Origin of the sequence: Streptomyces sp. NBC_00631 (assembly GCF_045206895.1) — a bacterium.
Classification (GTDB): Bacteria; Actinomycetota; Actinomycetes; order Streptomycetales; family Streptomycetaceae; genus Streptomyces.
Map to the genome: position 1 here is coordinate 10,705,038 of NZ_CP107734.1, position 22,548 is coordinate 10,727,585.

The 22,548-nt window shown below is 71.8% G+C and carries 22 protein-coding genes; 14 read left to right on the top strand and 8 right to left on the bottom strand.

The features are described from left to right. Nucleotides 1-24: 24 nt before the first annotated feature. Genes OHB00_RS48355 through OHB00_RS48365 form a run of 3 tightly spaced genes read left to right on the top strand, consistent with a single transcriptional unit; the run spans nt 25 to nt 2,274 of the window. Nucleotides 25-810: an alpha/beta fold hydrolase gene (locus OHB00_RS48355; protein WP_406445059.1), complete on the top strand. Its 786-nt coding sequence runs from the start codon at nt 25-27 to the stop codon at nt 808-810. Next, nucleotides 807-1,265 carry a heme-binding protein gene (locus tag OHB00_RS48360; protein ID WP_406445061.1) on the top strand — a complete coding sequence of 153 codons (459 nt, stop codon included), beginning with the start codon at nt 807-809 and terminating at the stop codon, nt 1,263-1,265. The genes OHB00_RS48355 and OHB00_RS48360 overlap by 4 nt, the downstream gene beginning before the upstream one ends. A 4-nt stretch (nt 1,266-1,269) precedes the next feature. After that, entirely contained in the window at nt 1,270-2,274 is a 1,005-nt protein-coding gene (locus OHB00_RS48365; protein ID WP_406445063.1) for a methionine synthase II (cobalamin-independent)-like protein, read from the top strand. Between the two features lie 156 nt (nt 2,275-2,430). On the opposite strand, the gene OHB00_RS48370 is transcribed toward OHB00_RS48365, so the two are convergent. Beyond that, a complete protein-coding gene (locus OHB00_RS48370; RefSeq protein WP_406445064.1) occupies nt 2,431-2,718 on the bottom strand; it encodes a putative quinol monooxygenase in 288 nt (95 codons plus the stop codon). A gap of 181 nt (nt 2,719-2,899) precedes the next feature. Here OHB00_RS48370 and OHB00_RS48375 point away from each other — a divergent pair, with 181 nt between their 5' ends. From OHB00_RS48375 to OHB00_RS48395, 5 genes are all read left to right on the top strand, one after another. Beyond that, nucleotides 2,900-4,360 carry an aldehyde dehydrogenase family protein gene (locus OHB00_RS48375; RefSeq protein WP_406445066.1) on the top strand — a complete coding sequence of 487 codons (1,461 nt, stop codon included), beginning with the start codon at nt 2,900-2,902 and terminating at the stop codon, nt 4,358-4,360. Next, a complete protein-coding gene (lhgO, locus tag OHB00_RS48380) occupies nt 4,353-5,552 on the top strand; it encodes an L-2-hydroxyglutarate oxidase (RefSeq protein WP_406445068.1) in 1,200 nt (399 codons plus the stop codon). The genes OHB00_RS48375 and lhgO overlap by 8 nt, the downstream gene beginning before the upstream one ends. A gap of 140 nt (nt 5,553-5,692) precedes the next feature. Then, complete coding sequence (locus OHB00_RS48385) at nt 5,693-6,553, top strand: amidohydrolase family protein (protein WP_406445069.1); 861 nt, start codon at nt 5,693-5,695, stop codon at nt 6,551-6,553. Nucleotides 6,554-6,566: 13 nt separating this feature from the next. Further along, nucleotides 6,567-8,267 carry a thiamine pyrophosphate-dependent enzyme gene (locus OHB00_RS48390; RefSeq protein ID WP_406445071.1) on the top strand — a complete coding sequence of 567 codons (1,701 nt, stop codon included), beginning with the start codon at nt 6,567-6,569 and terminating at the stop codon, nt 8,265-8,267. 20 nt (nt 8,268-8,287) lie between these two features. Then, nucleotides 8,288-9,340: an Ldh family oxidoreductase gene (locus OHB00_RS48395; RefSeq protein WP_406445073.1), complete on the top strand. Its 1,053-nt coding sequence runs from the start codon at nt 8,288-8,290 to the stop codon at nt 9,338-9,340. Nucleotides 9,341-9,471: 131 nt separating this feature from the next. On the opposite strand, the gene OHB00_RS48400 is transcribed toward OHB00_RS48395, so the two are convergent. Further along, nucleotides 9,472-10,410 (bottom strand): alpha/beta hydrolase fold domain-containing protein, encoded by a 939-nt coding sequence (locus tag OHB00_RS48400; protein ID WP_406445075.1) that lies wholly within the window; start codon nt 10,408-10,410, stop codon nt 9,472-9,474. A gap of 446 nt (nt 10,411-10,856) precedes the next feature. Between OHB00_RS48400 and OHB00_RS48405 the strand changes: the two genes are divergently transcribed. The 4 genes from OHB00_RS48405 (at nt 10,857) to OHB00_RS48420 (ending at nt 14,938) form a co-directional block, all read left to right on the top strand. Next, nucleotides 10,857-11,393, top strand: a complete 537-nt coding sequence (locus OHB00_RS48405) for a MarR family winged helix-turn-helix transcriptional regulator (RefSeq protein WP_406445077.1) — start codon at nt 10,857-10,859, stop codon at nt 11,391-11,393. A gap of 282 nt (nt 11,394-11,675) precedes the next feature. Further along, nucleotides 11,676-12,053 carry a DoxX family protein gene (locus OHB00_RS48410; protein WP_406445079.1) on the top strand — a complete coding sequence of 126 codons (378 nt, stop codon included), beginning with the start codon at nt 11,676-11,678 and terminating at the stop codon, nt 12,051-12,053. Then, nucleotides 12,054-12,521, top strand: coding sequence for a peroxiredoxin (locus OHB00_RS48415; protein ID WP_406445081.1), 468 nt, complete (start codon nt 12,054-12,056; stop codon nt 12,519-12,521). Nucleotides 12,522-12,577: 56 nt separating this feature from the next. Then, complete coding sequence (locus OHB00_RS48420) at nt 12,578-14,938, top strand: SpoIIE family protein phosphatase (RefSeq protein ID WP_406445083.1); 2,361 nt, start codon at nt 12,578-12,580, stop codon at nt 14,936-14,938. Between the two features lie 16 nt (nt 14,939-14,954). Here OHB00_RS48420 and OHB00_RS48425 read toward each other — a convergent pair whose 3' ends face one another. From OHB00_RS48425 to OHB00_RS48445, 5 genes are all read right to left on the bottom strand, one after another. Beyond that, entirely contained in the window at nt 14,955-15,389 is a 435-nt protein-coding gene (locus OHB00_RS48425) for a cupin domain-containing protein (RefSeq protein ID WP_406445085.1), read from the bottom strand. 110 nt (nt 15,390-15,499) lie between these two features. Further along, entirely contained in the window at nt 15,500-15,856 is a 357-nt protein-coding gene (locus OHB00_RS48430; protein WP_406445087.1) for a hypothetical protein, read from the bottom strand. 50 nt (nt 15,857-15,906) lie between these two features. Further along, a complete protein-coding gene (locus tag OHB00_RS48435) occupies nt 15,907-16,512 on the bottom strand; it encodes a DNA polymerase ligase N-terminal domain-containing protein (RefSeq protein ID WP_406446327.1) in 606 nt (201 codons plus the stop codon). 76 nt (nt 16,513-16,588) lie between these two features. Then, nucleotides 16,589-17,419 carry an aldo/keto reductase gene (locus OHB00_RS48440; protein ID WP_406445089.1) on the bottom strand — a complete coding sequence of 277 codons (831 nt, stop codon included), beginning with the start codon at nt 17,417-17,419 and terminating at the stop codon, nt 16,589-16,591. Nucleotides 17,420-17,468: 49 nt separating this feature from the next. Further along, nucleotides 17,469-18,449 (bottom strand): phosphotransferase enzyme family protein, encoded by a 981-nt coding sequence (locus tag OHB00_RS48445; RefSeq protein WP_406445091.1) that lies wholly within the window; start codon nt 18,447-18,449, stop codon nt 17,469-17,471. 364 nt (nt 18,450-18,813) lie between these two features. On the opposite strand from OHB00_RS48445, the gene OHB00_RS48450 reads away from it, so the two are divergent. Further along, nucleotides 18,814-19,407, top strand: coding sequence for a lasso peptide biosynthesis B2 protein (locus tag OHB00_RS48450; protein WP_406445093.1), 594 nt, complete (start codon nt 18,814-18,816; stop codon nt 19,405-19,407). Between the two features lies 1 nt (nt 19,408). Beyond that, nucleotides 19,409-21,223 (top strand): asparagine synthase-related protein, encoded by a 1,815-nt coding sequence (locus OHB00_RS48455; RefSeq protein ID WP_406445095.1) that lies wholly within the window; start codon nt 19,409-19,411, stop codon nt 21,221-21,223. Here OHB00_RS48455 and OHB00_RS48460 read toward each other — a convergent pair. Continuing rightward, nucleotides 21,207-22,499 (bottom strand): hypothetical protein, encoded by a 1,293-nt coding sequence (locus OHB00_RS48460; protein ID WP_406445097.1) that lies wholly within the window; start codon nt 22,497-22,499, stop codon nt 21,207-21,209. The genes OHB00_RS48455 and OHB00_RS48460 overlap by 17 nt on opposite strands. Nucleotides 22,500-22,548: the final 49 nt, after the last annotated feature.

A 22,548-nucleotide genomic window follows, 5' to 3' on the forward strand; every position in this document is an offset into this window, starting at 1 on the left:
CGCACCACTACGGGAGTTCACCCCATGTCCATCGCCGACTCCGACGGCACATCCATCTATTACGAGCGCCACGGCAGCGGCCCGGCCATTCTGTTCGTGCACGGCAGCGGCGGACACCACGCCGCTTGGTGGCAGCAAGTGGCCGCACTGCGCGAGGAGTTCACGGTGATCACCGTGGACCTGCGCGGGTTCGGCAAGTCCGACTCCTCGATGGACGAGTTCGACGGCCAGGACTTCCCCGGTGACGTGGTCGCCGTCCTCGACCACGAGGACATCACCGACGCCATGCTGGTCGGCCAGTCCATCGGCTCCGTCGCCGCCCTGCGCGCCGGTCTGCTCCGCCCCGAACGCGTCTCCTCGGTCGTCCTCGGCCACTCCCTCGGCGGCATCAGCCACCCCGAGCTGAAGGAGCTGGCCGCCGCCGACCGGGCGGAGGCCGTGAAGCTGCCCGTCATCGACCGGCTGCTGACTAAATCGTTCCAGCAGACACGGGCCGACCTGACCTTCCTCTTCCAGCAGATGGGCACGTTCAACGTCGCCAAGATGCAGGACCTGCGCAACCTCGACACCGACGGCCCCTCCCTGGAGGAGATCCGGGCCTCCGGCGTCAGGGTCGCCTTCCTCGCGGGAGAGAAGGACGCCGTCCTCAGCGTCAAGACCGTCACCCGCGCCCACGAGCTGCTGACCGGCTCGCACCTGGAGATCGTCCCGGACGCCCCGCACTCCATGTACTGGGAGGCGCCCGAGCAGTACAACGCCGCCGTCGCCCGGCTCCGCCGCACCCTCACCGCACCGAAGGAAGCAGCATGACCAGCCTCACCCTGGCCGCCGCCGAGGAGATCATCGGCGCCGCCCACCAACGAGCCCGGGAGATCGGCAAGGCGGTGAGCGTCGCCGTCGTGGACGCCGGCGGCTTCCCGATCGCCATCCGCCGCCCCGACGGCGCCCGCCCGCTCACCCCCGACATCGCCCGCGCCAAGGCCTACACCGCCGCCGTCATGCAGCGCCCCGGCCCCATGCTGAAGAAGTGGCAGGAGAGCCAGCCCGTCTTCTTCGCCCAGCTCTCCCAGCTCCCCGGCGCGGCTCTGCCGATCATGGCCGCCGAGGGCAGCGTCACCATCAAGAAGGACGGCGAGATCATCGGCGGGCTCGGCATCGCGGGCGGCACCGCGGACGAGGACCAGCGGATCGCCGAGGAGGTCCTGAAGGAACTCGGCTACGAGCTGGAGTTCGCCGCGTGGGGCGTCACCGGCGGAAAGGACTGACACCATGGCGGACACGTTCAACTACCGCATCGACCACCACGGCAGCCTGGTCCGCCCGGTGGGCCTGTCCACCGCCGACCCGGAGTCCGTCGACACGGCGGTCCGGGAGGCGGTCGCCTACCAGCGCGCGCTGCGCTCCACCGTCGTCACCGACGGCGACTTCCCGCGTGAGGACTTCCGCAGCGCCGTCCTCGACGGCGTGTCGGGCTTCCGCCGTACCGACGAGGAGGGCCCGGACGGCCTGGTCCGCTGGGTCGCCGAGGCGCTGCCCAAGGCCAACGGCCCCCTGGTCGCCGACTGGGCCGCCAAGCTCGCCGGCCTGACGGTGATCGCCCCGAAGGCCACCCTGCCCTCCCCGGCCTACCTGGCCGCCACCACCTTCCAGCCGGGTCTCGGCGTCTCCTCGGCCCGGGAGCTGGGCGAGGCCCTCGCGGAGATCGTCCGGGCCGAGATCGAGCTGCTGGTCTCGAAGGGTGTCCGCCTGATCCAGCTCGACAACCCGCTCCTGCTCGCCCAGGTGGGCACCGAGCCGGCCGACCCCGGCGCCCTGTCCTTCGCGGACGCGCTCGACGTCGACGCCCTGGCGGTGCGCCTGGACGAGCGTCCGGAGGGTGTCCGGATCGCCTTGGCACCCGGCTGGTCGGCCCCGTCCCAGGTGGACCGGACCCGCGCCGAGCAGCTGTACGCCGGCATCGGCGCCGACCGCTGGATCCTCCCGTTCGACCAGGGCACGCCGGCCGAACTCGACCTCGTCAAGGCCCTGCCGGACGACAGGGACTTCTGCCTGGGCGTGGTCGACGCGACCGCGTCCGAGTCGGAGGACATCGACATCGTCATGGGCCGCATCGACGCGGTGGGCGAGTTCAAGGACCTGGAGGACGGCGCGGTGTCCCCGTCACGGGGCTTCGCGGATGTGGCGTCGAGGCCACTGCTGACCGCGGATGTACAGCGCCGCAAGCTCGTACTGGTCGAGACCGTCGCCCGCTACTGCTGGGGCAACGAGTTCTGAGCGTTCCGCCGCATGTGCCGCGGTCTGCCGTCCGCCGACCGCGGCACCGTCGTGGCTGGTCGCGCAGTTCCCCGCGCCCCGGAGAGGGGCGCGGGGAACTGCGCGAGCAACCGCAGTCCACCCGAGCCCTCTTCACCTGCACAAACCCGGCAGACGCTAGATCACCTCGGCGAACGTCACCGTGCGCTCCACGAGCAACGGCCACACCACCCCCACGACGACCTCCTGGAAGTGCGCGGCCGCCTTGTGCGCCTCGAACCCCTCCCGGTCGACGTACCGCTCGTACAACAGGAACCCACCCGGCTCGCCCTCCACCACATGCACCTCGTACATCAGGTTCGCGGGCTCCGTCCGCGTGGCCTGGCGCGCCTTCAGCAGCGCGGCCCGCACCACGCCCTCGTCGGCGGGCGCGCAGCGATAGTGGGCGACGACCGTGTATGCCATCCGTTTTCTCCTCAGAACGTGTCCGACCCGCCCGATTCCAGCATGGATCATGCGCTCGACGACCCGCGCACAGCGCAACCAATGCCTGCCCCCGCGGGGCTGGTGGACCCCCTCTCACATGGTGTGTTGTCGCAGACGGCCCTCACGGGCGGCATCGCGGACGACGAAGGAAGTGATCTCCATGCGCACTCTGGAAACCCTCTCCGGTGGGGAGTGGGTGAGGACCGGCGAATGGATCGACGTCCACGACCCCGCCGACGTCCGCACCCCCCTCGCCCGAGTCCCGGCCCTGTCCACCAAGGACGTCACCCGGGCCTATGACCACGCCGAGCGCGGCTTCGCCGTCTGGAAGCGCACCAGCCCCTTCGAGCGGGCCCGTGTCCTCACCGAGGCGGCCCGGCTGATCCGGGAGCGGGCCGGGGAGATCGCCGCCGACGTCACCGCCGAGAACGGCAAGACCCTTGCGGAGGCCACCGGCGAGACCCTGAAGGCCGCCGACTTCCTGGAGTACTACGCGGGCCTGTCCCGCCAGGGCTACGGCACCCTCCTGCACGACGTGCGCCCGAACCACCGCACGCACACCCAGCGCGAGCCGATCGGTGTGATCCTGGTGATCAGCCCCTGGAACGACCCGCTGATCACCCCGGCCCGCAAGCTCGCCCCGCTGCTCGCCACCGGCAACGCGGCCGTGTTCAAGCCGGCCACCGAGACACCGTTGTCGGGGCTCCACTTCGCCCGCGCCCTGCACGACGCGGGCCTGCCCGCCGGCGTCCTGAACGTCGTCACCGGCCGGACCGCCGAGATCGAGGAGGCCCTCCTCGACGACCCCCGGATCGTCGGCATCACCTTCACCGGCTCCAACGCCGTGGGCAACCGCATCCGGCGCCGCCTCGCCGACCGCAACGTCCGCTTCCAGGGCGAGCTCGGCGGCAAGAACGCCTCCGTGGTGCTGCGCGACGCCGACCTGCCGTCCGCCGCGAAGGCCGTGGTGGCCGCCTCCTTCGGCCAGGCCGGGCAGCGCTGCACGGCCACCAGCCGGGTGATCGTCGAGCAGCCGGTGCACGACGAGTTCGTCGCGCTGCTGGTCGCGGAGGTCCGGGCGCTGACCGTCGGACCCGGCACCGACCCGGCGACCACCCTGTGCCCGCTGTCGAGCCCGAAGCAGCGCGACAGCGTCCTCACCGACCTGGGCAGGGCGGTGGAACAGGGCGCGACGGTGCTCACCGGAGGCCGGGCGGACAGCGAACGGCCCCACGGCTGCTACGTGGAACCCACGGTCCTCGCGGGCGTCACCCCGCAGATGGCCGTCTGGCGGGAGGAGGTCTTCGGCCCCGTCCTCGCCGTCCGCGCGGTCGACGGCTTCGCCGCGGCCGTGGAGGCGGTCAACGACTCCGCATTCGGTCTCGCCGCCGCCGTGTTCACCCGCGACCTCAGCTCGGCGTACCACTTCGCCGACCAGGCCGAGTGCGGGCAGGTCGCGGTCAACACGACGACCACCGGCTGGGACGTCCATCTGCCGTTCGGCGGCTTCCACGACTCCGGCACGGGCTACAAGGAGCAGGGCGAGGAAGTCCTGAGGTTCTCCACGCGTGTCAAGACGGTGGCCGTCAACATCGGTGTCCCGGAGCGGTCCCATGGCTGACGAGACGATCGGCGTCGTCGGCGCCGGCATCGTGGGCCTGGCCACGGCCCGCGAGATCGTCCTGCGCCGCCCCGGCACCCGGGTCGTGGTCTTCGAGAAGGAGCCCGAGGTCTCCCGGCACCAGACCGGCCACAACTCCGGCGTGGTGCACGCGGGCATCTACTACACGCCCGGCAGCCTCAAGGCCGACCTGTGCGTGCGGGGCGTGTCCCTGCTGCGCGAGTACTGCCAGGACCGGCGGCTGCCGTACGACGAGATCGGCAAGCTGGTCGTGGCGGTGCGCGAGGACGAACTCGGCCGGATGGAGAACCTGTACGAGCGGGCGAAGAACAACCATGTGCCCGAGCTGCGGAAGGTCTCCCGGGAGGAGATCAGGGAGCTGGAGCCGCACGCCGGAGGCATCGCGGCCCTGCACTCCCCGCGCACCGCGATCACCGACTACCCGGCGGTCGCCCGCGCCTTCGCGAAGGACGTGGTGGACTCGGGCGGGGAGGTGCGTCTCGGCTTCCCGGTCACCTCGATCACCACGGTGCCCGCGGGCATCGAAGTCGCCTCCGGACAGGACCGGGTCCGCGTGGACCGGCTGATCCTCTGCGCCGGCCTGCAGTCCGACTCCGTAGCCCGGCTCGCCCAGGACAAGCAGGAACCCCGGATCGTCCCCTTCCGCGGCGAGTACATGCTGCTCAGGCCGGACCGGGCGCATCTCGTGCGCGGACTGATCTACCCCGTGCCCGATCCCCGCTACCCCTTCCTGGGCGTGCACTTCACCCCGCGCGTCGACGGCTCGGTGGAGGTCGGCCCCAACGCCGTCCTGGCCCTCGCCAAGGAGGGGTACCGGCGCACCAGGGTCTCACCCCGGGACCTGCTGGCCCTCGCGGCCTATCCGGGCGCCTGGAAGATGGCCGCCCAGCACTGGCGTACCGGCATCAAGGAGTACCGCGGCTCCTTCTCCACCGCCGCCTTCATGAAGGACGCAGGGCAGTACGTCCCGGAAGTCGGCGTCCGTGACGTGGTGCGCGGCGGCGCGGGCGTACGCGCCCAGGCACTGGACCGCGACGGCACACTCGTCGACGACTTCCGCATCCACCAGGTCGGCCGGATCACGGCCGTACGCAACGCGCCCTCGCCGGCCGCCACGGCCTCCATGGCGATCGCCGAACACATCACCGCGGCCGTCTTCGGCGACGCCTGAAACAGCGGCCATCTGCCCCGCGAACAGCGCGGTTTCGCGCAACAACAGCTTGCGCTCCGGGATCTCCGCAAGAGCTCGCGGTTTGCCTAGCGTTCCTTCCGTACCACCCCAAGCTCCGTTCGAGAGAAAGAGTTCGCGCCATGTTCGTCGTCGACACGCAGATCCACATCTGGAAGGAAGAGACCCCGGAGCGCCCCTGGGTGCCCGGCGCCCGTGAGCGGATCCGGCTCAACGGCCACCGCGAGGACCCCTTCTCCTACGAGGAGGCCCTGGAGCTGATGGACGAGGCCGGCGTGAACCGGGCGCTCATCCTGCCGCCGTCCTGGGAGGGCGACCGCATCGACTACGCCCTGGAGGCCTGCGAGGCCCACCCGGACCGGTTCGGCATCATGGCCCGCATCCCGCAGAACAAGCCCGAAGAGGGCAAGGCCATGCTCAAGGACTTCGCCCAGAACCCGCACGTCAAGGGCACCCGGCTCACCTTCCACCGGCCGCAGGACCGCAACTGGATGATCGACGGCACCAACGACTGGTACTGGCCGATCGCCGAGGAGCTGCGCATCCCGACCATGGTCCACGCGCCGATCTGGAAGCGCGAGCTGGGCGAGATCGCCGCCAAGCACCCCGAGCTGAAGATCATCATCGACCACATGGGCATCATGGCCCGCTGCGTCGACGACGCGATCGGCTACTGGGTCTCGGAGACCGCCGACCTGCACGTCCACCCGAACATCTACGTCAAGGTCTCGGCGCTGCCGGGCTACTCCACGCAGCCCTTCCCGAACAACAACATCCAGAAGTACGTGCGCGAGATGGTCGACAAGATGGGCCCGCAGCGCTGCTTCTACGGCACCGACATCACCCGGCTGCTCGGCCACGGCATCACCTACACCGACACGATCGAGCAGTTCACCAAGCACTGGGACTTCACGCCCGAGGAGCTTGAATGGATCATGGGCCGCGGTATCTCCGAGGTCCTGAACTGGCCGATCGAGGGCTGAGGAAACACCGGCGATGACGAACAACCCACGGACCGACGGCGGGGACGCCGTCGTCTCCGCCTTCAACGCGGCGGGCGTCGAATACGTCTTCTGCTCCTCGGGGTCCGAATGGGCCCCGGTGTGGGAGGCGCTGGCCCGCCGCCACCGCGACGGCGAGCCCGCCCCGCGGTACCTCGACCTGACCCACGAGACGGTGGCGGTGGGCATGGCCACCGGCTACGGGCTCGTGGAGCGCCGCCCGCAGGGCGTCCTGCTGCACGCGGCACCGGGCCTGCTCCAGGGTTCGATGGCCGTGCACGGCGCGCTGCTGGCCGGCGTGCCGATGGTGGTCGCCTCGTCCGAGTCGACCACGTACGGCGACGCCCCCGGGCACGACCCGGGCGGCCAGTGGTACCGCAACCTGTCGATCGTGGGCGGCCCGCACGGCATCGCCCAGCCCTTCACCAAGTGGTCGACCGAGGCCGCCGACGTGCACACGCTGCCCACCATGATCACCCGGGCGGCGGAACTGGCCTGGCGGGCCCCGGCAGGTCCGGCGTACCTGAACATCCCCCTCGAGATCCTCCTGGAGGAGTGGGACGGCCGCGAGGCCAAGCCCGTCGTCCCGCCGGGCTCCACGCACAGTTCGCCGGAGGAGGTCGACCCGGTCGCGCAGCTGATCCGCGAGGCCGCCAACCCGGTGATCGTCACCGAGACGGCGGGACGCGAGGCGGGCGGCTTCGAGGCCCTCGTCGCCTTCGCCGAGGCCTGGAACATCCCGGTCGTGGAGCCGGACTCGGCGGTGTGCGGCAACTTCCCGCGCACCCACCCGCTGCACGCGGGCAGTGACATCGGCCCCTGGATGGACTCGGCCGACCTGATCCTCCTCGTCAACTGCCGCGCCCCCTTCTACCCGCCCTCGCGCCGCCCGTCCAAGGCGAAGATCGTGGTGATCGACGAGGTCCCGCAGCGCCCGCACGTGGTGTACCAGGTGCTGTTCGCCGACCGGTACCTGGAGGGCAACGTCGCCAACACGCTGCGGCAGCTGACCAAGCGGGCGAAGGACCTCGACGAGCGGGCGGTCGAGGTGCGCCGGGCGGCGCAGGAGGAGCGGCATGCCGCCGAGCGGTCCGCGATCGCGGCGGCGGAGGCGAAGGCGGCCGAGGCCAAGGGCATCGACCCGGTGCTGGTGGCCGCGACCCTGCGCACCCTGCTGCACGGGCAGGACGCGATCGTCGTCGACGAGACCATCACCCACAGCCGGGTCGTCAAGCGTCACGTCCAGACCGCCGACCCGGACTCCTACTTCTACGTCCAGGGCGGACTGGGCCAGGGCATCGCGGTCGCCCTCGGCGTCAAACTCGCCGCGAAGGAACGGCCGGTGGTCCTCACCATCGGCGACGGCGCCTTCACCTACAACCCGGTGATCCCCTCGTACGACGCCTCGAACGCGTACGAACTGCCGTTGCTGATCGTGGTGTTCAACAACCGTGTCTACAAGTCGATGAACCTCAACCACCGCCGGTTCTACCCCGACGGCGCGGCCGCCGAGACCGGCGAATGGCTCGGCACCGATCTGCACCGGCTGCCCCGGCTCGCCTCCTTCGCCGAGCCGTTCGGCATGCACACCGAGACCGTCGACACGTCGGAGGCGCTCGCACCGGCCCTCGAACGCGCCCTGAAGGCCGTGGCCGAGGGCACGACCGCCGTCGTGGACGTCCTAGTCACCCGCTAGCCAGGAGACACACCGTCACCATGTCCAACACCCCCACCAAGATCCTGGTGCCCGCCGACGACCTGCGCGCGTTCTCGGCCGCCCTTCTCGAAAAGGGCGGCCTGAGCGCCGCGCACGCCCGCACCACCGCCGACGTGTTCGTCTGGGCCGCGCAGCGCGGCGTCGACTCGCACGGCACCGCCCGCGTCCCCGCCTACCTGGACCTGCTCGCCAAGGGCGTCGCCAACGCGCAGCCCCAGATGAGGACCGAGTCGACCGCTCCGGCCGCCGCCGTCCTCGACGCGGACCGGGCCCCCGGCCCGGTGGCCCTGACCGCCGCCGCCGACGAGGCGGTACGGCGGGCCCGCGAGACCGGCATCGCCTCGGTCGGCGTCCGCCGCACGGTGCACACCGGCGCCATCGGCTATTACGTGTCCCGGATCGCCGAACAGGGCCTGGTCGGGCTCGGGTTCGTGGCCGGCATGCCCAACATGGGCTACACCGGCGTCAAGGGCGCGGCCGTCGCCACCAGCCCGCTCGCCATCGCCGTGCCCGCCCGTGAACACGCCCCGCTGCTGCTGGACATGGCCACCGCCACCATCGCCCTCGGCAAGATCCGCCAGGCCAGGGCGAGCGGCACACCGCTGCCCGAGGGCGCGGCCGCCACGGAGGACGGCACGCCGACGACCGACCCGGAACTGGCCGTCATGCCCCTGCCGCTGGGCGGTGCGAAGGGTTCCGGCATGTCCCTCGCCTTCGAACTCCTGACCAGTGTCCTGGTCGGCGCCCCGATCTTCGCGTCCTTCCACGCGGGCGACCGCAAGCACCGGCAGAACGCCTTGCTCATCGCCATCGACCCGGCCGCCTTCGGCGACCCGGAGGCCTTCGTCGGCGCGGTCGACGACACGCTGGGCACACTGAAGAGCCTGCCGGTCGCGGACGGCGCGGACGGGGTGTTCTATCCGGGCGAGCGCAGTGCGGCGGTGGCCGACGAACGGGGGGCGAAGGGCATCCCGGTCGCCGCGAAGGTGTGGCGCGAACTCACCGAGCGGGCCGACCAGTTGGGAGTCACCGCGCCGTCACTCGAAGGGTAGCCGGGCGAGCGACGGTTCACCCGCGCCCTCCAGGGGGCGCGGGGCTGTGCCGAATGTGCGGCTACCGTCGCATGGGCGCGACCGGCCGCCGACAACGGCCGGTCGCCGCGGCAGCACTGCACCCCGCGCTCTCAGGCGCCCCGCCCCCGAACCTCCCGCACATGGCGTGCGATGAGCGCATAGACCTCCCGCGCCCTCACATCGTCCTTGCCGTCGTACCCGTGATCCACCCCCGCCACCTCGTGGTGCTCGACCAGTGCCCCGACGGTCCCCAGCCGTGCGGCATACCGTTCGCCCTCCGCCCTGAGCAGGTCGTACTCGGCGGTGATCACCAGCGCCGGGGCGATGCCGCTCAGGTCGGCCGTGTCGGACGAGTGGGCGGGGGAGACCAGCGGGTCGGCGCGGTTCCCCGGCTCCGGGACGTACGCCGTGTCGAACACCTCGGCCATCCAGGGCCGCAGCACCGGCCTGGCGACGGCGGCCCGCTTGCCTGAGGCGCTCGTCGCCAGGTCCAGCGGCGGATAGTGGAGGACCTGCAGAGCGATCGGGGGGCCGTCCTCGGCGAGCGCCTGCCGGGCCACCGCCGCCGCCAGGCCGCCGCCGGCGCTCTGCCCGCCGACGGTCAGCCGGGTGCCGTCCCAGCCCTGCTCGGCCGCGTGGTCGGCGATCCAGCGGACCACCTCGTAGGCCTGGCGCGGCGGAGCAGGGAAGGGATGCTGCGGGGCGACGACATAGTCCACGTTGACCACGACCACCCCTGCCTCGGCGGCCAGGAACCGGCAGAGCGGATCGTCGAGTTCGGTGAGCGACATGACGTAGCCGCCGCCGTGGAAGTTGACGTGCACCGGGGGAGCGGGGTCCGCGGCCGTCGGCAGGTACACCGTGGCGCGGGCCGGGGCGACGGACGTCGGGATGGTCAACGTCCGCACGGCGCGGGGGAATTCCGGGAACCGGGCGTGCGAGGCGGCGTCGGAGCCCGGGCCGCTCGGGCGCCTGCTCGCGAACAGGGTCAGCCGTTGCATGGACTTCGCGACGAGCGCGGCGACCGAAGGGCGGGCCAGGAGGGACATACGGCTCCGATCGGGAGGGGCATGCGCTGTGCGGCGAAACCCGCCGAGCGATGGATCGATCATCAGGAATCCTGCTGATCGTCGGGTGACGATAACCCGCTTTCCGAGCGTGATGTCAAGCCCCGGGGCGATCAGTGGCCCGCTGCGCGAGCGCGACATGCCCCGGCTCGCCGGCCGGGGCCGGGCCGACCGTCGGCGCGCTCACCGGACAGCTTCCGCCGCTGTTCCGCCCGCCGTACGGAGTGACGTCCCTCGCGGCCCCGCGTGGGGCTCGGCCCTGGGGGCTGCCGCGCCTCCTGGGGGCGCCGGTGACCAGCGCGGCCTTGCCGGCGGGCCGCTGCGGGAACACGGAGTCCGGCCCCGGCACGTACGCCCCGCGCAGTACTGTGGGTAAACCCACGCAGTAACTTACTTGAGTTACGCAACGATATGGTAAACTGGCCGGTATGTCCACAGAACCGCTGCCAGCCGTCCCCGCCGCCACTCCGGAGGTCGTGGAGATCGAGCGTGCCCTGACGCGCATCACCTACCTGAGCACCCGGGCCCGCCAGCACGAGCGGCTGATGGCGCTCGCCGGCGTGCCCCTGGACCGCGCCGCGGTGGCCCTGCTGCGCCAGGTCGCCGACTCCGAGCCGCTGCGCCCGGGGGAGCTGGCCCAGCGGCTCGGAGTCGAGGCGTCCCATGTGACCCGTACCGTGCAGCAGCTCCAGAGGTCGGGCTACGTCACCCGCGTCCCCGACCCCGACGACCGGCGCGCCCAGCGGATCGAGCTCACCGACGCGGGCCGGGCGGCCGTCGAGCGGGTCCGGGACGCCGGGGCGCGGGGCATGCAGCTGGCCCTGGACGACTGGAAGCCCGAGGAACTGCGGGAGCTGGCCACGCTCTTCCATCGCATGGTCGACGACTTCCTGGCGCACGCGGTCGAGGACGAACCCGGCCAGGAGGCCGCCGGGACGGTGCCCTCGGTCGACCGGGCCGGCTGAGGCACCGGCGGCGCGGGCGAGCCGACTGCCGGCCGGGTGTTCCCCGTAGGTCCCGGCACGACTGGTGGGGGCGTCGTCCTGGACGCCCCTGATCCACGGCTCGCACGCCTCATGCCGCAGACGAGGGACTCGCTGGTGTCGACAGTCACCGCCGACTTCCCCGCGGCGTGATCCGCCCGCCGGGCCCTGGTCCGTGGCCTGCGCCTCCTGGAGGAGGACCCCGCGGGGGAAAGGGCGGTACCGCCCGGTAATATCCGGCTGCAGGTCGTCAGAGGAGGCTTTGTGAGCCGGTCCGAACGTTCACCCCTGCTGCTCGCCGGACTGCTGGCCGCGGCCGGCGTCTCGCACTTCGCGGCGCCGAAGTCGTTCGACGCCACGATCCCCCGGGCGCTGCCGGGATCACCGAGAGCATGGACGTACGCCAGCGGGGCCGTGGAGCTGGCGCTGGCGGCCGGGATCGCCCTGCCGCGCACCCGCGCGGTGACGGCCGGGGCGGCCGCCGCCTTCTTCGTGGGCGTGTTCCCGGCCAACGTGCAGATGGCCGTCGACTGGCAGAAGCGGCCCGAGCCGCTCAGGACCGCGGCTCTCGCCCGCCTGCCGCTCCAGATACCCCTGGTGCTGTGGGCGCGCGGAGTCGCACGTGGCGAGGAGGGCCGATAGATGGCGGCAACCGTAGAGGTCGGAAGCAAGGTCGAGGACTTCGCGCTCCAGGACGAGACCGGTACGACGCGGAGCCTCACGGAGCTGCTGGCCGACGGGCCGGTCGTGCTGTTCTTCTACCCCGCCGCCCTGTCGGCCGGCTGCACCGCCGAGGCCTGCCACTTCCGGGACCTGGCCGCCGAGTTCGCGGCCGCCGGCGCCCGGCCCGTCGGGATCAGCGGGGACAGCGTGGAGCGCCAGCAGGAGTTCTCCGGGAAGCACACGCTCGGCATGCCGCTCCTCTCCGACGCGGACGGCGCCGTCCGTGAGCTGTTCGGCGTGAAGCGGGGCTTCTCGCTCGCCCCGACCAAGCGGGCCACCTTCGTGATCGCCCAGGACCGCACCGTACTGGAGGTCGTCCGCAGCGAGCTGCGCATGAACACCCACGCCGACCGGGCGCTGGCCGCTCTGCGGGCCCACCAGGACTGAGCGGACGGTCCGGTCCGCGCTTGATGCGCTGGGACATAGGTCCCATCCTGGGGCGTATGGAGCGTGTCGCTGCCACGGCGATCATTGATGCCCTGGGCCGGGTGACGGGGTGGAGCGAAGGCGCGCGGGTGCTCACCGGACACCGGGCGGAGGAGGTCGTGGGCAAGCCCGCCGCCGACCTCCTCGCCGAGGCGGTCCCCGCCCGGGTGCTGGCCGCCCGCGCCGGGACCGTCACGCTGCGCCGCTCCGACGGACGCCGCACGGAGATCGCCCTGACCGCCTGCCCGGTCCTCGGCCCCGACGGCGGGTCCACCGGCTACGTGCTCACCGCCGACCCGCCCTGGCAGGCCGACCCCACCCTGGCCGGCCAGGCCTTCCAGCAGGCCTCCATGTCCATGTCGGTCTTCGACATCCGCCAGCGCTACCTCCGCTCCAACGCCGCCGCCTGCCACGTCATGGGCGTCCCCGAGGAGGCCCTGCTCGGCCGTTTCTTCCTGGACACCGTCGACGATGCCCCGCACAGCGAGGGCTTCCTGAGCCATCTGCGCCAGGTCGTCGAGACCGGCCGGCCCGTCCGCTACGAGAGCTTCACCGGCGCCCCGGCCCTGAACCGCGAACACGCCTGGAGCATCGAGATGTGGCCGCTGCGCGACCCCGCCGGCGAGCTGACCGCCGTCGCCCTGGCCGCCTTCGACAGCACCGAGCAGTACCTGGCCCGCCTCCGGCTCACCCTCCTCAACGAGGCGGCCACCTCCATCGGCACCACCCTGGACGTGGTACGCACCGCCGAGGAACTCGTCGAACTCCTCGTCCCGCGCTACGCCGACTTCGCCAGCGTCGACCTCCTCGACTGGGTCCTGGGAGCCGAGGAGCCCCTCTCCGTACCGGTGGGCGACATCGCGCTGCGCCGGGTCGCCCACGGCTCCGCGACCGAGGGCACCCCCGAGGCAGCCATACGCCTGGGCGAGGCCGAGGTGCACCCGGCGATGTCACCGCCGGCACGGGCGCTGCGGGAGCTGCGGGCGGTGGTCGGCCAGGCCGGCGAGCCCGAGTTCCGCCGCTGGGTCGAGGAGCGCAACACCCTCTCGCCCGAGGGCCGCGTCCACCGCCAGGGCGTCCACTCCATGATCGCCGTCCCCCTGCAGGCCCGGGGCGTCCTGCTCGGCGTCGTCGTGGGCGTGCGCATGCGCCACCCCGACGACTACGTCCTCGACGACACCGTCTTCGCCGAGGAAATCGCCAGCCGCGCCGCCGTCTGCATCGACAACGCCCGCCGCTTCGCCCGCGAGCGCTCCACCGCCCTCGCCCTCCAGCACAGCCTGCTGCCCAGCGGCCTGCCCGGGCAGGCCGCCGTCGAGGTGGCCCACCGCTACCTGCCCAGCGGATCGCTGGCCGGCATCGGAGGCGACTGGTTCGACGTGATCCCGCTCTCCGGCAGCCGGGTCGGCCTGGTCGTCGGCGACGTGGTCGGCCACGGCATCCGTTCCTCCGCCACCATGGGACGTCTGCGAACGGCGGTACGCACCCTCGCGGACGTGGACCTGCCCCCCGACGAGCTCCTCACCCACCTCGACGACCTGGTCACCCACCTGGCCGCGGACGTTCCCGGCGAGGAGGTCGCCGAGCTGGGCGCCACCTGCCTGTACGCCGTCTACGACCCGGTCTCCCGGCGCCTCAGCCTGGCCGCCGCCGGCCACCTGGCGCCGGCGGTCGTGCTGCCGGGCGGCGCGGCCGAGCTGATCCCGATGACCGCGGGTCCGCCGCTCGGCGTCGGGGGGCTGCCCTTCGAGGCGGCGGAGCTCGAACTGCCCGAGGGAGCTGTCGTCGCCTTCTACACGGACGGCCTGGTCGAGGACCGGGAGCGGGACGTGGACCGCGCCACCGAGGAGATGTGCCGTGCCCTGAGCGTGCCCGCCGACTCCCTGGAGACCCTCAGCGACAACGTGCTCAAGGCCGTCATGCCGGACCAGCCCTCCGACGACGTCGCCCTGCTGCTGGTGCGCACCCGCGCTCTCGGCGCCGACCGGGTCGCCACCTGGGACGTGCCGCCCGACCCGGCCGAGGTGGCGCACTTCCGGCAGGCGGCCACCGAACAGCTCACCGCCTGGGGCCTGGACGAGGCCGCATTCGTCACCGAACTCGTCGTCAGCGAACTCGTCACCAACGCGATCCGCTACGGCGAACCGCCCATCCAGCTACGGCTGATCCGTGACCGCGCACTCATCTGCGAGGTCGCCGACGGCAGTTCGACCTCACCGCACCTGCGCCGGGCGCACGCCTACGACGAGGGCGGCCGCGGCCTGCTGCTCGTCGCCCAGCTCACCCAGCGCTGGGGCAGCCGGCAGACGGGCAGCGGCAAGACCATCTGGGCCGAACAGCCGCTGCCCGAAGGCCCGTTGCCGGTCGCCGACGAGTGAGGGGGCGACCACCGGTCTACTCGAAGTCGCAGCCCGGGTTCGGCACCGACTCGGAGTACGGGGAGCCGTGCGGCAGGATGTACAGCACGTCCAGGACCAGGTCGGTGTCACCGAGGTTGGCGCCCAGGTGCACATCGCCGGGGCCGCCCGACTCGTACACCGTGCCGCCCCGGTGGTAGACGCCGTCCTCCTCGCAGTCGGAGTGGAAGTGGCTGAGGGTGCCCTTCTGGACGTATCCGTAGACCGGGCCGTCGTGGTAGTGCCAGCCAGTGGTCTGGCCGGGCGGGACGGTGATCTCCCGCAGGACGTAGTCCGTGTCGCCGATGGTGGTCTGGCTGATCACCCTGCCGGTCACGCCGGGTCCGGCGGGGGTGGCGTGGGCGGTGCCGCAGGTCAGCAGAGTGCCGGCGGCCACCGCCCCGGCCATGACGGTACGGAGCGCGGTGCGCATGGGTGGGGCCTCCTGAACCGAAGATCGAGTACCTTCGCGAACATAGGCCCCCGCCGGGCGGACCGGGGCAGGAACGGCTCAATCCGCGTGCGCGCAGGCGGCCCTGGGGCTCATTCGTCGGCCCGCTCCCGGACCACTGTCCACTCCTGCCCGCGCGAGCACTTCGGCTCCGGCCGGTCCGTGGACCGGCAGGCCGCATACGGCCCGTCGGCCCCGCCGGCGATCAGCCCCTGCCAGCCGCGGGCGCACGCGTCGGCGAGCAACTCCGCGCCGCCCGCGTTGCGATGCGGGGTGAGGCGCACCGGCGTCCGGTGGGCGAGCGTGCGCCGCGGCAGCGGCTCCCGTACCTGCAGCGGCAGTTGACGGGTGTCGCGGCCCTCCAGGCGGAGCACGTCGAAGACGTGGTGGGTCACCGCGACCCCGGTGCGCTCGACGTCCCGCCGGGTCGGCTCCAGCCGCTGCTGCAACCGCCCGAGGGGGCGGGAGGCAGCCGGTCGTCAGGGCCGGGCGCCGTCCCTCACCCCTTGCTCGCGTCCGCCGCGACCTGGGCGAGGGTCCGGCCGGAGCGCACCGAACGAGCCCGCCGGGGGTCGGGCGTGCCGTGCCCGTCCGAGCGCGCGGCCCCCTTCTTCACCAGCAGCCAGGCGTCGTCGCCGTCCCCGCCCCGGAACCGGGTCAGGGCGTACTCGCCGTGCAGCTTGGAGCCGTGCAGCCGGAAGGTGGCATGCCCGCCCTCCAGCGACTCCCCGAAGCCGACCGGGCGCCCCCGGCGGTCGTGGCTGAGGGGCTCGTACCAGCCGTGGTCCCAGACGATCACGGTGCCGCCGCCGTACTCGCCCTTCGGGATCACGCCCTCGAAGTTCTCGTACTCCAGCGGATGGTCCTCGGTCGGCACGGCCAGCCGCTTGTCCCCGGGGTCGGTGGACGGGCCTTTCGGGATCGACCAGGACTTCAGGACGTCGTCGACCTGCAGCCGGAAGTCGAAGTGCATCCGGCGCGCGTCATGGATCTGCACCACGAACCGGAGCCGGTCACCGGCCGCCTGCGCCTGCCCCGACGGCTCCCTGGTCCGCTCGAAGTCACGTTTGCCGCGGTATGTACGCAAACGGTCGTCGCTGCTCACCATGGCTCCTTCCCTCGGCCGTGCGCCCCGAGTACCCGGCGGAGCTCCTCCCGACCGGCCTGCGGCCTGCCGCGGCTCAGAACTCCTCGTGGCGGTCCGGGTCGCCGCCCAGCCGCCGGTGGGACCGCCCGGAGACCGCCGCCATCTGGGCGGCGTCCAGTTCGAAACCGAACAGGTCCAGGTTGGCGCGCTGCCGTCCGGCGTCCGCCGACTTCGGAATGGGCAGCGCTCCGAGCTGCACGTGCCAGCGCAGCACCGCCTGGGCGGACGTGACGCCGTGCGCCTCGGCGACCGCCACGACCGCCGGGTCGTCGAGGAGCCGGACGTCCCGGCCGAGCGGGCTCCAGCTCTCGGTGACGATGCCCTTCTCCGCGTGGAAGGCCCGCAGCTCCTCCTGCGGGAACAGCGGATGCAGTTCCACCTGGTTCACGGCGGGCAGCACGCCGGTCTCCTTCTCCAGCCGGGTGAGGTGCTCCGCGGTGAAGTTGGAGACGCCGATCGAGCGCACCAGACCGTCCTCGCGCAGCTTGATCATCGCCTGCCACGAGTCGACGTACCTGCCGACCCGGGGATTGGGCCAGTGGATCAGATACAGGTCCACGTACTCCACGCCCAGCCGCTGCCGGGACTCCTCGAAGGAGGCGAGGGTCTCCTCGTAGCCGTGGTGGCGGCCCGGCAGCTTCGTCGTCACCACCACCTCCTCGCGGGGCACCCCGCTGCTCGCGACACCCCGGCCGACCCCGGACTCGTTGTGGTAGTTCACCGCCGTGTCCACCAGCCGGTACCCCAGCTCCAGCCCGTGGCGAACGGCCTGCTCGGCCTGCGTGTCGTCCATCGGCCAGGTGCCCAGGCCGGTGGCGGGGACCGTCGTCCCGTCGTTGAGCGTGTACGCCGGAATGCTGATCACGGTGCGACCTTCCCTCGACTGTGCCGTACCCCCAGCCTCGCAGACCGGGCTACTCGTCCTTGACGGCCGCGACCAGCCGGGACACCGCCGCGAGGTCCGGCACCTCGGCCAGCCGGGCGACGACCTGGCCCGCCGAGAACTCGCGCTGTGCCGGCGGCAGTCCCAGGTCGACGGCGGCCTCGGCCTGGACACGGATGTAGTTCAGCGACGTCGCGAAGAGCATGGAGAAGGACTCCGGGCCGTGGATCCTGGCAGGGCCGCCCGCCTGGCGGTAGGCCCTGGCCAGGCGCCGGGCCAGGGCCTCGGCCACCCGGTTGCCGCCCGACCACACGTACAGGGCCTGGGCGAACTCCCGTTCCGCGGAGGCGGGGCCGGCGTTGTCCCAGTCGAGCAGGACCGGCCCGGTCGGAGCGACCAGGACGTTCTGGGGCTGCAGATCGAGGTGTGACAGCACACGGTCCCCGGCGTCGGACGGGGTGACCCAGCGGGCCAGTTCCACCGCCGAGGTGCCGATGAACCTGCCCAGTTCGTCGGCCCACGGCAGGCCGGCCGCGGCCACCTTCTCGTGCAGCGCCTTCCAGTCCCCGTCCTCGGGGCACCGCTCGTACCAGCCGTCCGGTGTCTCGGTCGCGCCCTCGCCCGCTCGGTGGAGCAGAGCCATGGTCCGGCCGAACCAGTCCAGGATCCCGGGGTCGGCGATGTCCGCCGTGGTGCCCTCGATCCAGTCGTACACCTTCACCGGGGAGCTGCCGGCGGTGGTGGCGACGCGGGTGAGGTGCGTGCCGTCGCGGCCGGCGAGGAGACGCGGGGAGGCGATGCCAAGGCGCTCCGCGGCGAGCCGTAACGAGGCCTCCCGCTCGACGTCCTCCTCGTCGCCGCCGAACAGGAGTTCCTTCACCGCCCAGGAGGAGCCGTCCGCGCCCGAAAGCCTCCAGATGCGGCCCAGCGCGCCACGCGTGACGGGCGTCAGAGTCCACGGGCCGGGGCCCAGTGCGTAGGCCTCGGCGACGAGGTCGGCGGTGTCATGCACGAGCGGCTCCTTCAGCACGGTGTACTCCGATCATGGCCTGACCGACCCGTTCCGCACCGCTCCTTTTTCGTGGCCCCGCGCTGCCACGAGCACGGCTGGGGCGTCGGCAGGCTCCACGGTTGCGAGGCGTCGGGGGCGGAGTAGCCTTGACATGATCGTTGCCACCCGGCTCCGGAGGTAGACGATGTTGATCCGATTCCTGCGGCGGCGTATGCCGCACGGCCTTGTCCTGCTGGGGAACGGCCGGCTGATCGGGGGTTTCAGCGGGGGCGACTACGACGGTCACGGATACCAGTCCTGACGCACCCGCACCTGTGACACGGGAGGAGACGCGGTGGAAGAGGACACCGATGCCCTCGTGGCCATGACGCGAATCCTTTCACCGCACTGCCGCGTCACCAGGCTGTCCGGCGGGGCCCTCATCGCCGACTGGAGACGGACGCGCTTTCTCGGCATGACGACGGCCGACGTGCAGACGCTCGCCGACGGCAACGCCGACGAACGCGCGGAACTCGTCACCGGTCTCGTCCGAGCCGGATGCGCGCCGGCGCGCCGAAAGGGGTACAGCGACGGTGAGATCGGGATCTGGCTGCGCGGCGTCCACCTGCTGATCCGCACGCTGGGCTTCGGACGCGTCCTGCGGCTGCTGCCGCTGGCCGCCCCAGGCTACGCTCGCGCGGACGTCCCTTCCGCACAGGACGTGGCAACGCTGAAACAAGCGGTCCAGTCGCACAGCCGTGGAAGCTGGTTCGTCAACGACGACTGCAAGGCGGAGGCCGTGACGGCGTTCGTCCTGCTGCGACGGCGCGGTTTCGAGGCCACCCTCCATGTCGGCGTGCGTGAGCACCCGTTCGCCCTGCACGCCTGGACGTCAGCGGCCGGGCTGTGCGTTCCCGCCGCCGACCCGCGGGGGCACGTCTTCACGCCGGTCCTCTCGATCGGCTGCGGAAACCAGTGAGATGGAAGCGCTCCGACTCGAATGGCCCCGGGATGCGGTGAGGCTCTGGACCGCCGACGCCATGGTGCGACAGGGACTCGTGACGACGGTCTGCGCACCGGCCGGCACCGCGGCGGTCGTCGGCTGGGTCGGCTCGGTCCAGGACCGCCTGGCAGGCGCTCGCGCTCTCCTCGGCGCCTTCGACCGTCCCGGAGCCGAACCGCCGCTCCCGCCCGGCGACTTCGCGGCTGTCCTCATCTACCGGGACCGCGTGCTGCTGATGCGGGACGCACAGGCACGCATCCCGCTGTTCTTCAGAGAGACCGGTGGCCGCGTGACCGCCGTGAGCACCGCGGCGCGCGGCCTGGGCCGCCCGACGGAGCTGGAACCCCGTTACTTCTGCCGCTACCTGACCGGGAACATGGCCCAACCGCATGCGCGGCTGACCCCGTTCGCCGGGGTGCACCGTGTCCTCGGCGGCGAGGTGGTGGAGCTTTCGGCCGGCGGGCGGCTGCGCGGGCGGTCGGTACTCCGCGGCCGTCGGGCCGGCGACCCGGCGCCGCCCGACGTACTCCGTCCCGGTGAGGCCGGGCAGGATCTGCGCCGAGCCCTGGAGCAGGCTGTCGGGCGCCGCCTCGGCAGGACGACCGCCTGCCACGTCTCCGGCGGCACCGACTCCACCAGCGTCGCGTTGCTCGCGGCGCGCCTGCTCGACGAGGGCGCGGACCCCGACGCGGACCTGATCCTGCTCGCCGGGCGCTTCGACAGGGGAGAGCTGGCCGGGGAGCGGCCGTATCTCACAGAGGCCGTCGACGCGGTCCGCCGGCTCGCACCAGCGGCCCGCCCGGTGATCGTCGAGGCCGACGACGTGGCCGACTTCGATGACTTCGAGCACCACGCGGGCGACTCGGACGAACCGCACGCGCACGCCTTCCGCGCCCCGTTCTGGACACGGCTGCATGCCGTTGCGGGGGACCTGGGCTGCGACATCCTTCTGACCGGTTGCGGAGCCGATCCGGTCGTCGACACCAACCCGCTGCACCTGCACCGGCTCGCCCGCTCCGGCAGACTCCGGGAGCTGACCCGGCAGGCACGAGCCGTGGCCGCAGCCAACGAACGGGGTGTCCGTGACATCGTCGGCACCCACGTGGTGCGGCCGGCGCTTCCGCTCGCGGCCGAACGGTTCGCGAGGCTCGTTCATCGCGGAACCGTACTCGGGGGGCTCGGCCCCTTCACCCGCCCGCCCTGGCTGCGCCCCGGATTCGCGCGGGCTCACGGCTACCGGGCGGCCAGCATCGCCGAGAGCCGCTTCGTGTTCGGGAGCCGGCCGGAGCAGTCGCTCTACGACGCGGCCAACTACCTTGCCGCGCCGGACCCGTTGTCCTGGCGCCACGCACAGCAGAACGGGTTCTTCCTCTCGCACCCCTTCCTCGACCCGGAGGTGGTCGCGACGATGCGGCGCGTGTCCGCGGAAGCCGCGTTCCGGGCGGGCCGCCCGAAGACGGTGCTGCGTGAGGCCATGGCGGACCTGCTCCCGCCCCGGATACACGGCCGAACGGCCAAGATCCCCTTCAACGACCTCTACGTGCGTGGCCTACGGGGCCACGGCGACGAACTCGTCGACCTCTGCCGCTCCGCGCGGCATCCACTCGTCGGGGAGATGTTCGACGTCGACACGCTGTGCCGGGCGGTGCGGGAGGCGCAGTGGGGGATGGGCGACTCGTACTCCTGGGACCGCGTGAACTGCTCGCTCGCGCTGGTGGTGTGGCTGGAGAGGCTGGGCGACCGCCGTTCGCCAGTACCTGGCACGGTCGTGCCGGTCACAGCTTGCTCTTGATGTCCCACAGGCTGAGTTCCACCGGCCCTGTCTCGGCGAGGCGGATGCCGTACCGGCTCGTTGTCACGCTGTCGGACTCGTCCTTGCCGTGTTCCTTGCTGATGGATTCCAGGATATTGACGCCGTGGGCACCGAAGTTCCAGTAGACGGTGATGTGCCGGGTATCTCTCGTTTCCGCGTCGATCGCGTTGTTCTCGCGAAGCGGGCACTCATAGATGAGGGAATCAAAACCCGTCTTCCTCTTCAGCCAATCGGGTACAGGTCCACCGGCCCAGCTCATGAAAGCCGGGGCGGGCCTGAGGTGGTCGAGGGACACGCGGTCCTTGCGCGTGAGGTGTGCGCTGGCGTAGAAAGCCACCTGGTCGTACGCCGTATCCATGGGCAGTTGTACGACCACTCGGGCGTTGACGGTGTCGTTCGCGTCGATCGAACCTCCGTAGCGCATCCACGGCTGGGCCTCCACCAGGTCGCCTGGTTGGTAGACCTCGCTGCGCGACAGCGGATTCGTCTCCTCGAAATTCGTCCACTGCTTGGCAGTGGTCCGCCATTGATCACGGAGCCGGCCCTGCCCGGCCAGCGGCACCCGTTGCGCCATGGCATGGAATTCGGTGCCGAGCACGTCGAAACTCAGGTCACTGTGGTTTTCGAGGGTGATGTCGACCGGCACGGAGAACGCTTTTCGATCTGGACTCGGCACCGGAGTCCCCGTGGTCAGCCTGATGACGGGCCTGACCTCGTGCTGGGACGGCAGGTAGAGATTCTGATAGCCGAAATTTCCCACCGCGATGACGGTGGTGACGAGCACTGCCGTTGCCACTCGCTTCGGAGCGGGAATCACGGCCAATGTCCGCCATACGGCGAAGACGGCCCATACCGAGCCCGACGCGAGTGCGCCGAAGAACACCTTCCAGAGGACCGAGTCGGCGTTGTACAGCAGTTCGAAGAAGAGTGTCACGTTGGCCACGAGGGCGGCGAACGCACCGATCAGGGCCAGCGTGCCGGAGTTGGTGAAAGACCGGAACTGCGAGTGGTCCACCAGCGCGGCGGCGCCCAGGAGCGAGACGAAGGCGACCACGAGGAGCACCGCACCGGTGAGGCGACCGGGAAAGGTGAAGGCGCTGGTCAGGTCACCGACACCGAAATGGCCCAGCGCCGCGGTCGTCGGCAGGAGGACCAGCAGGACCGACACCAGGCTCGCGCGCGACCATCCGTCATGCGCCAGGGCCCTCTGGGCTCGCTGACGCGAGGCGTCCCGCGCGTTCTTGCGAAGGCTCATGCGGCCACCTGCCGGCCTGTGTCAACGGTTTGCACGGGTCTCTCCTTCG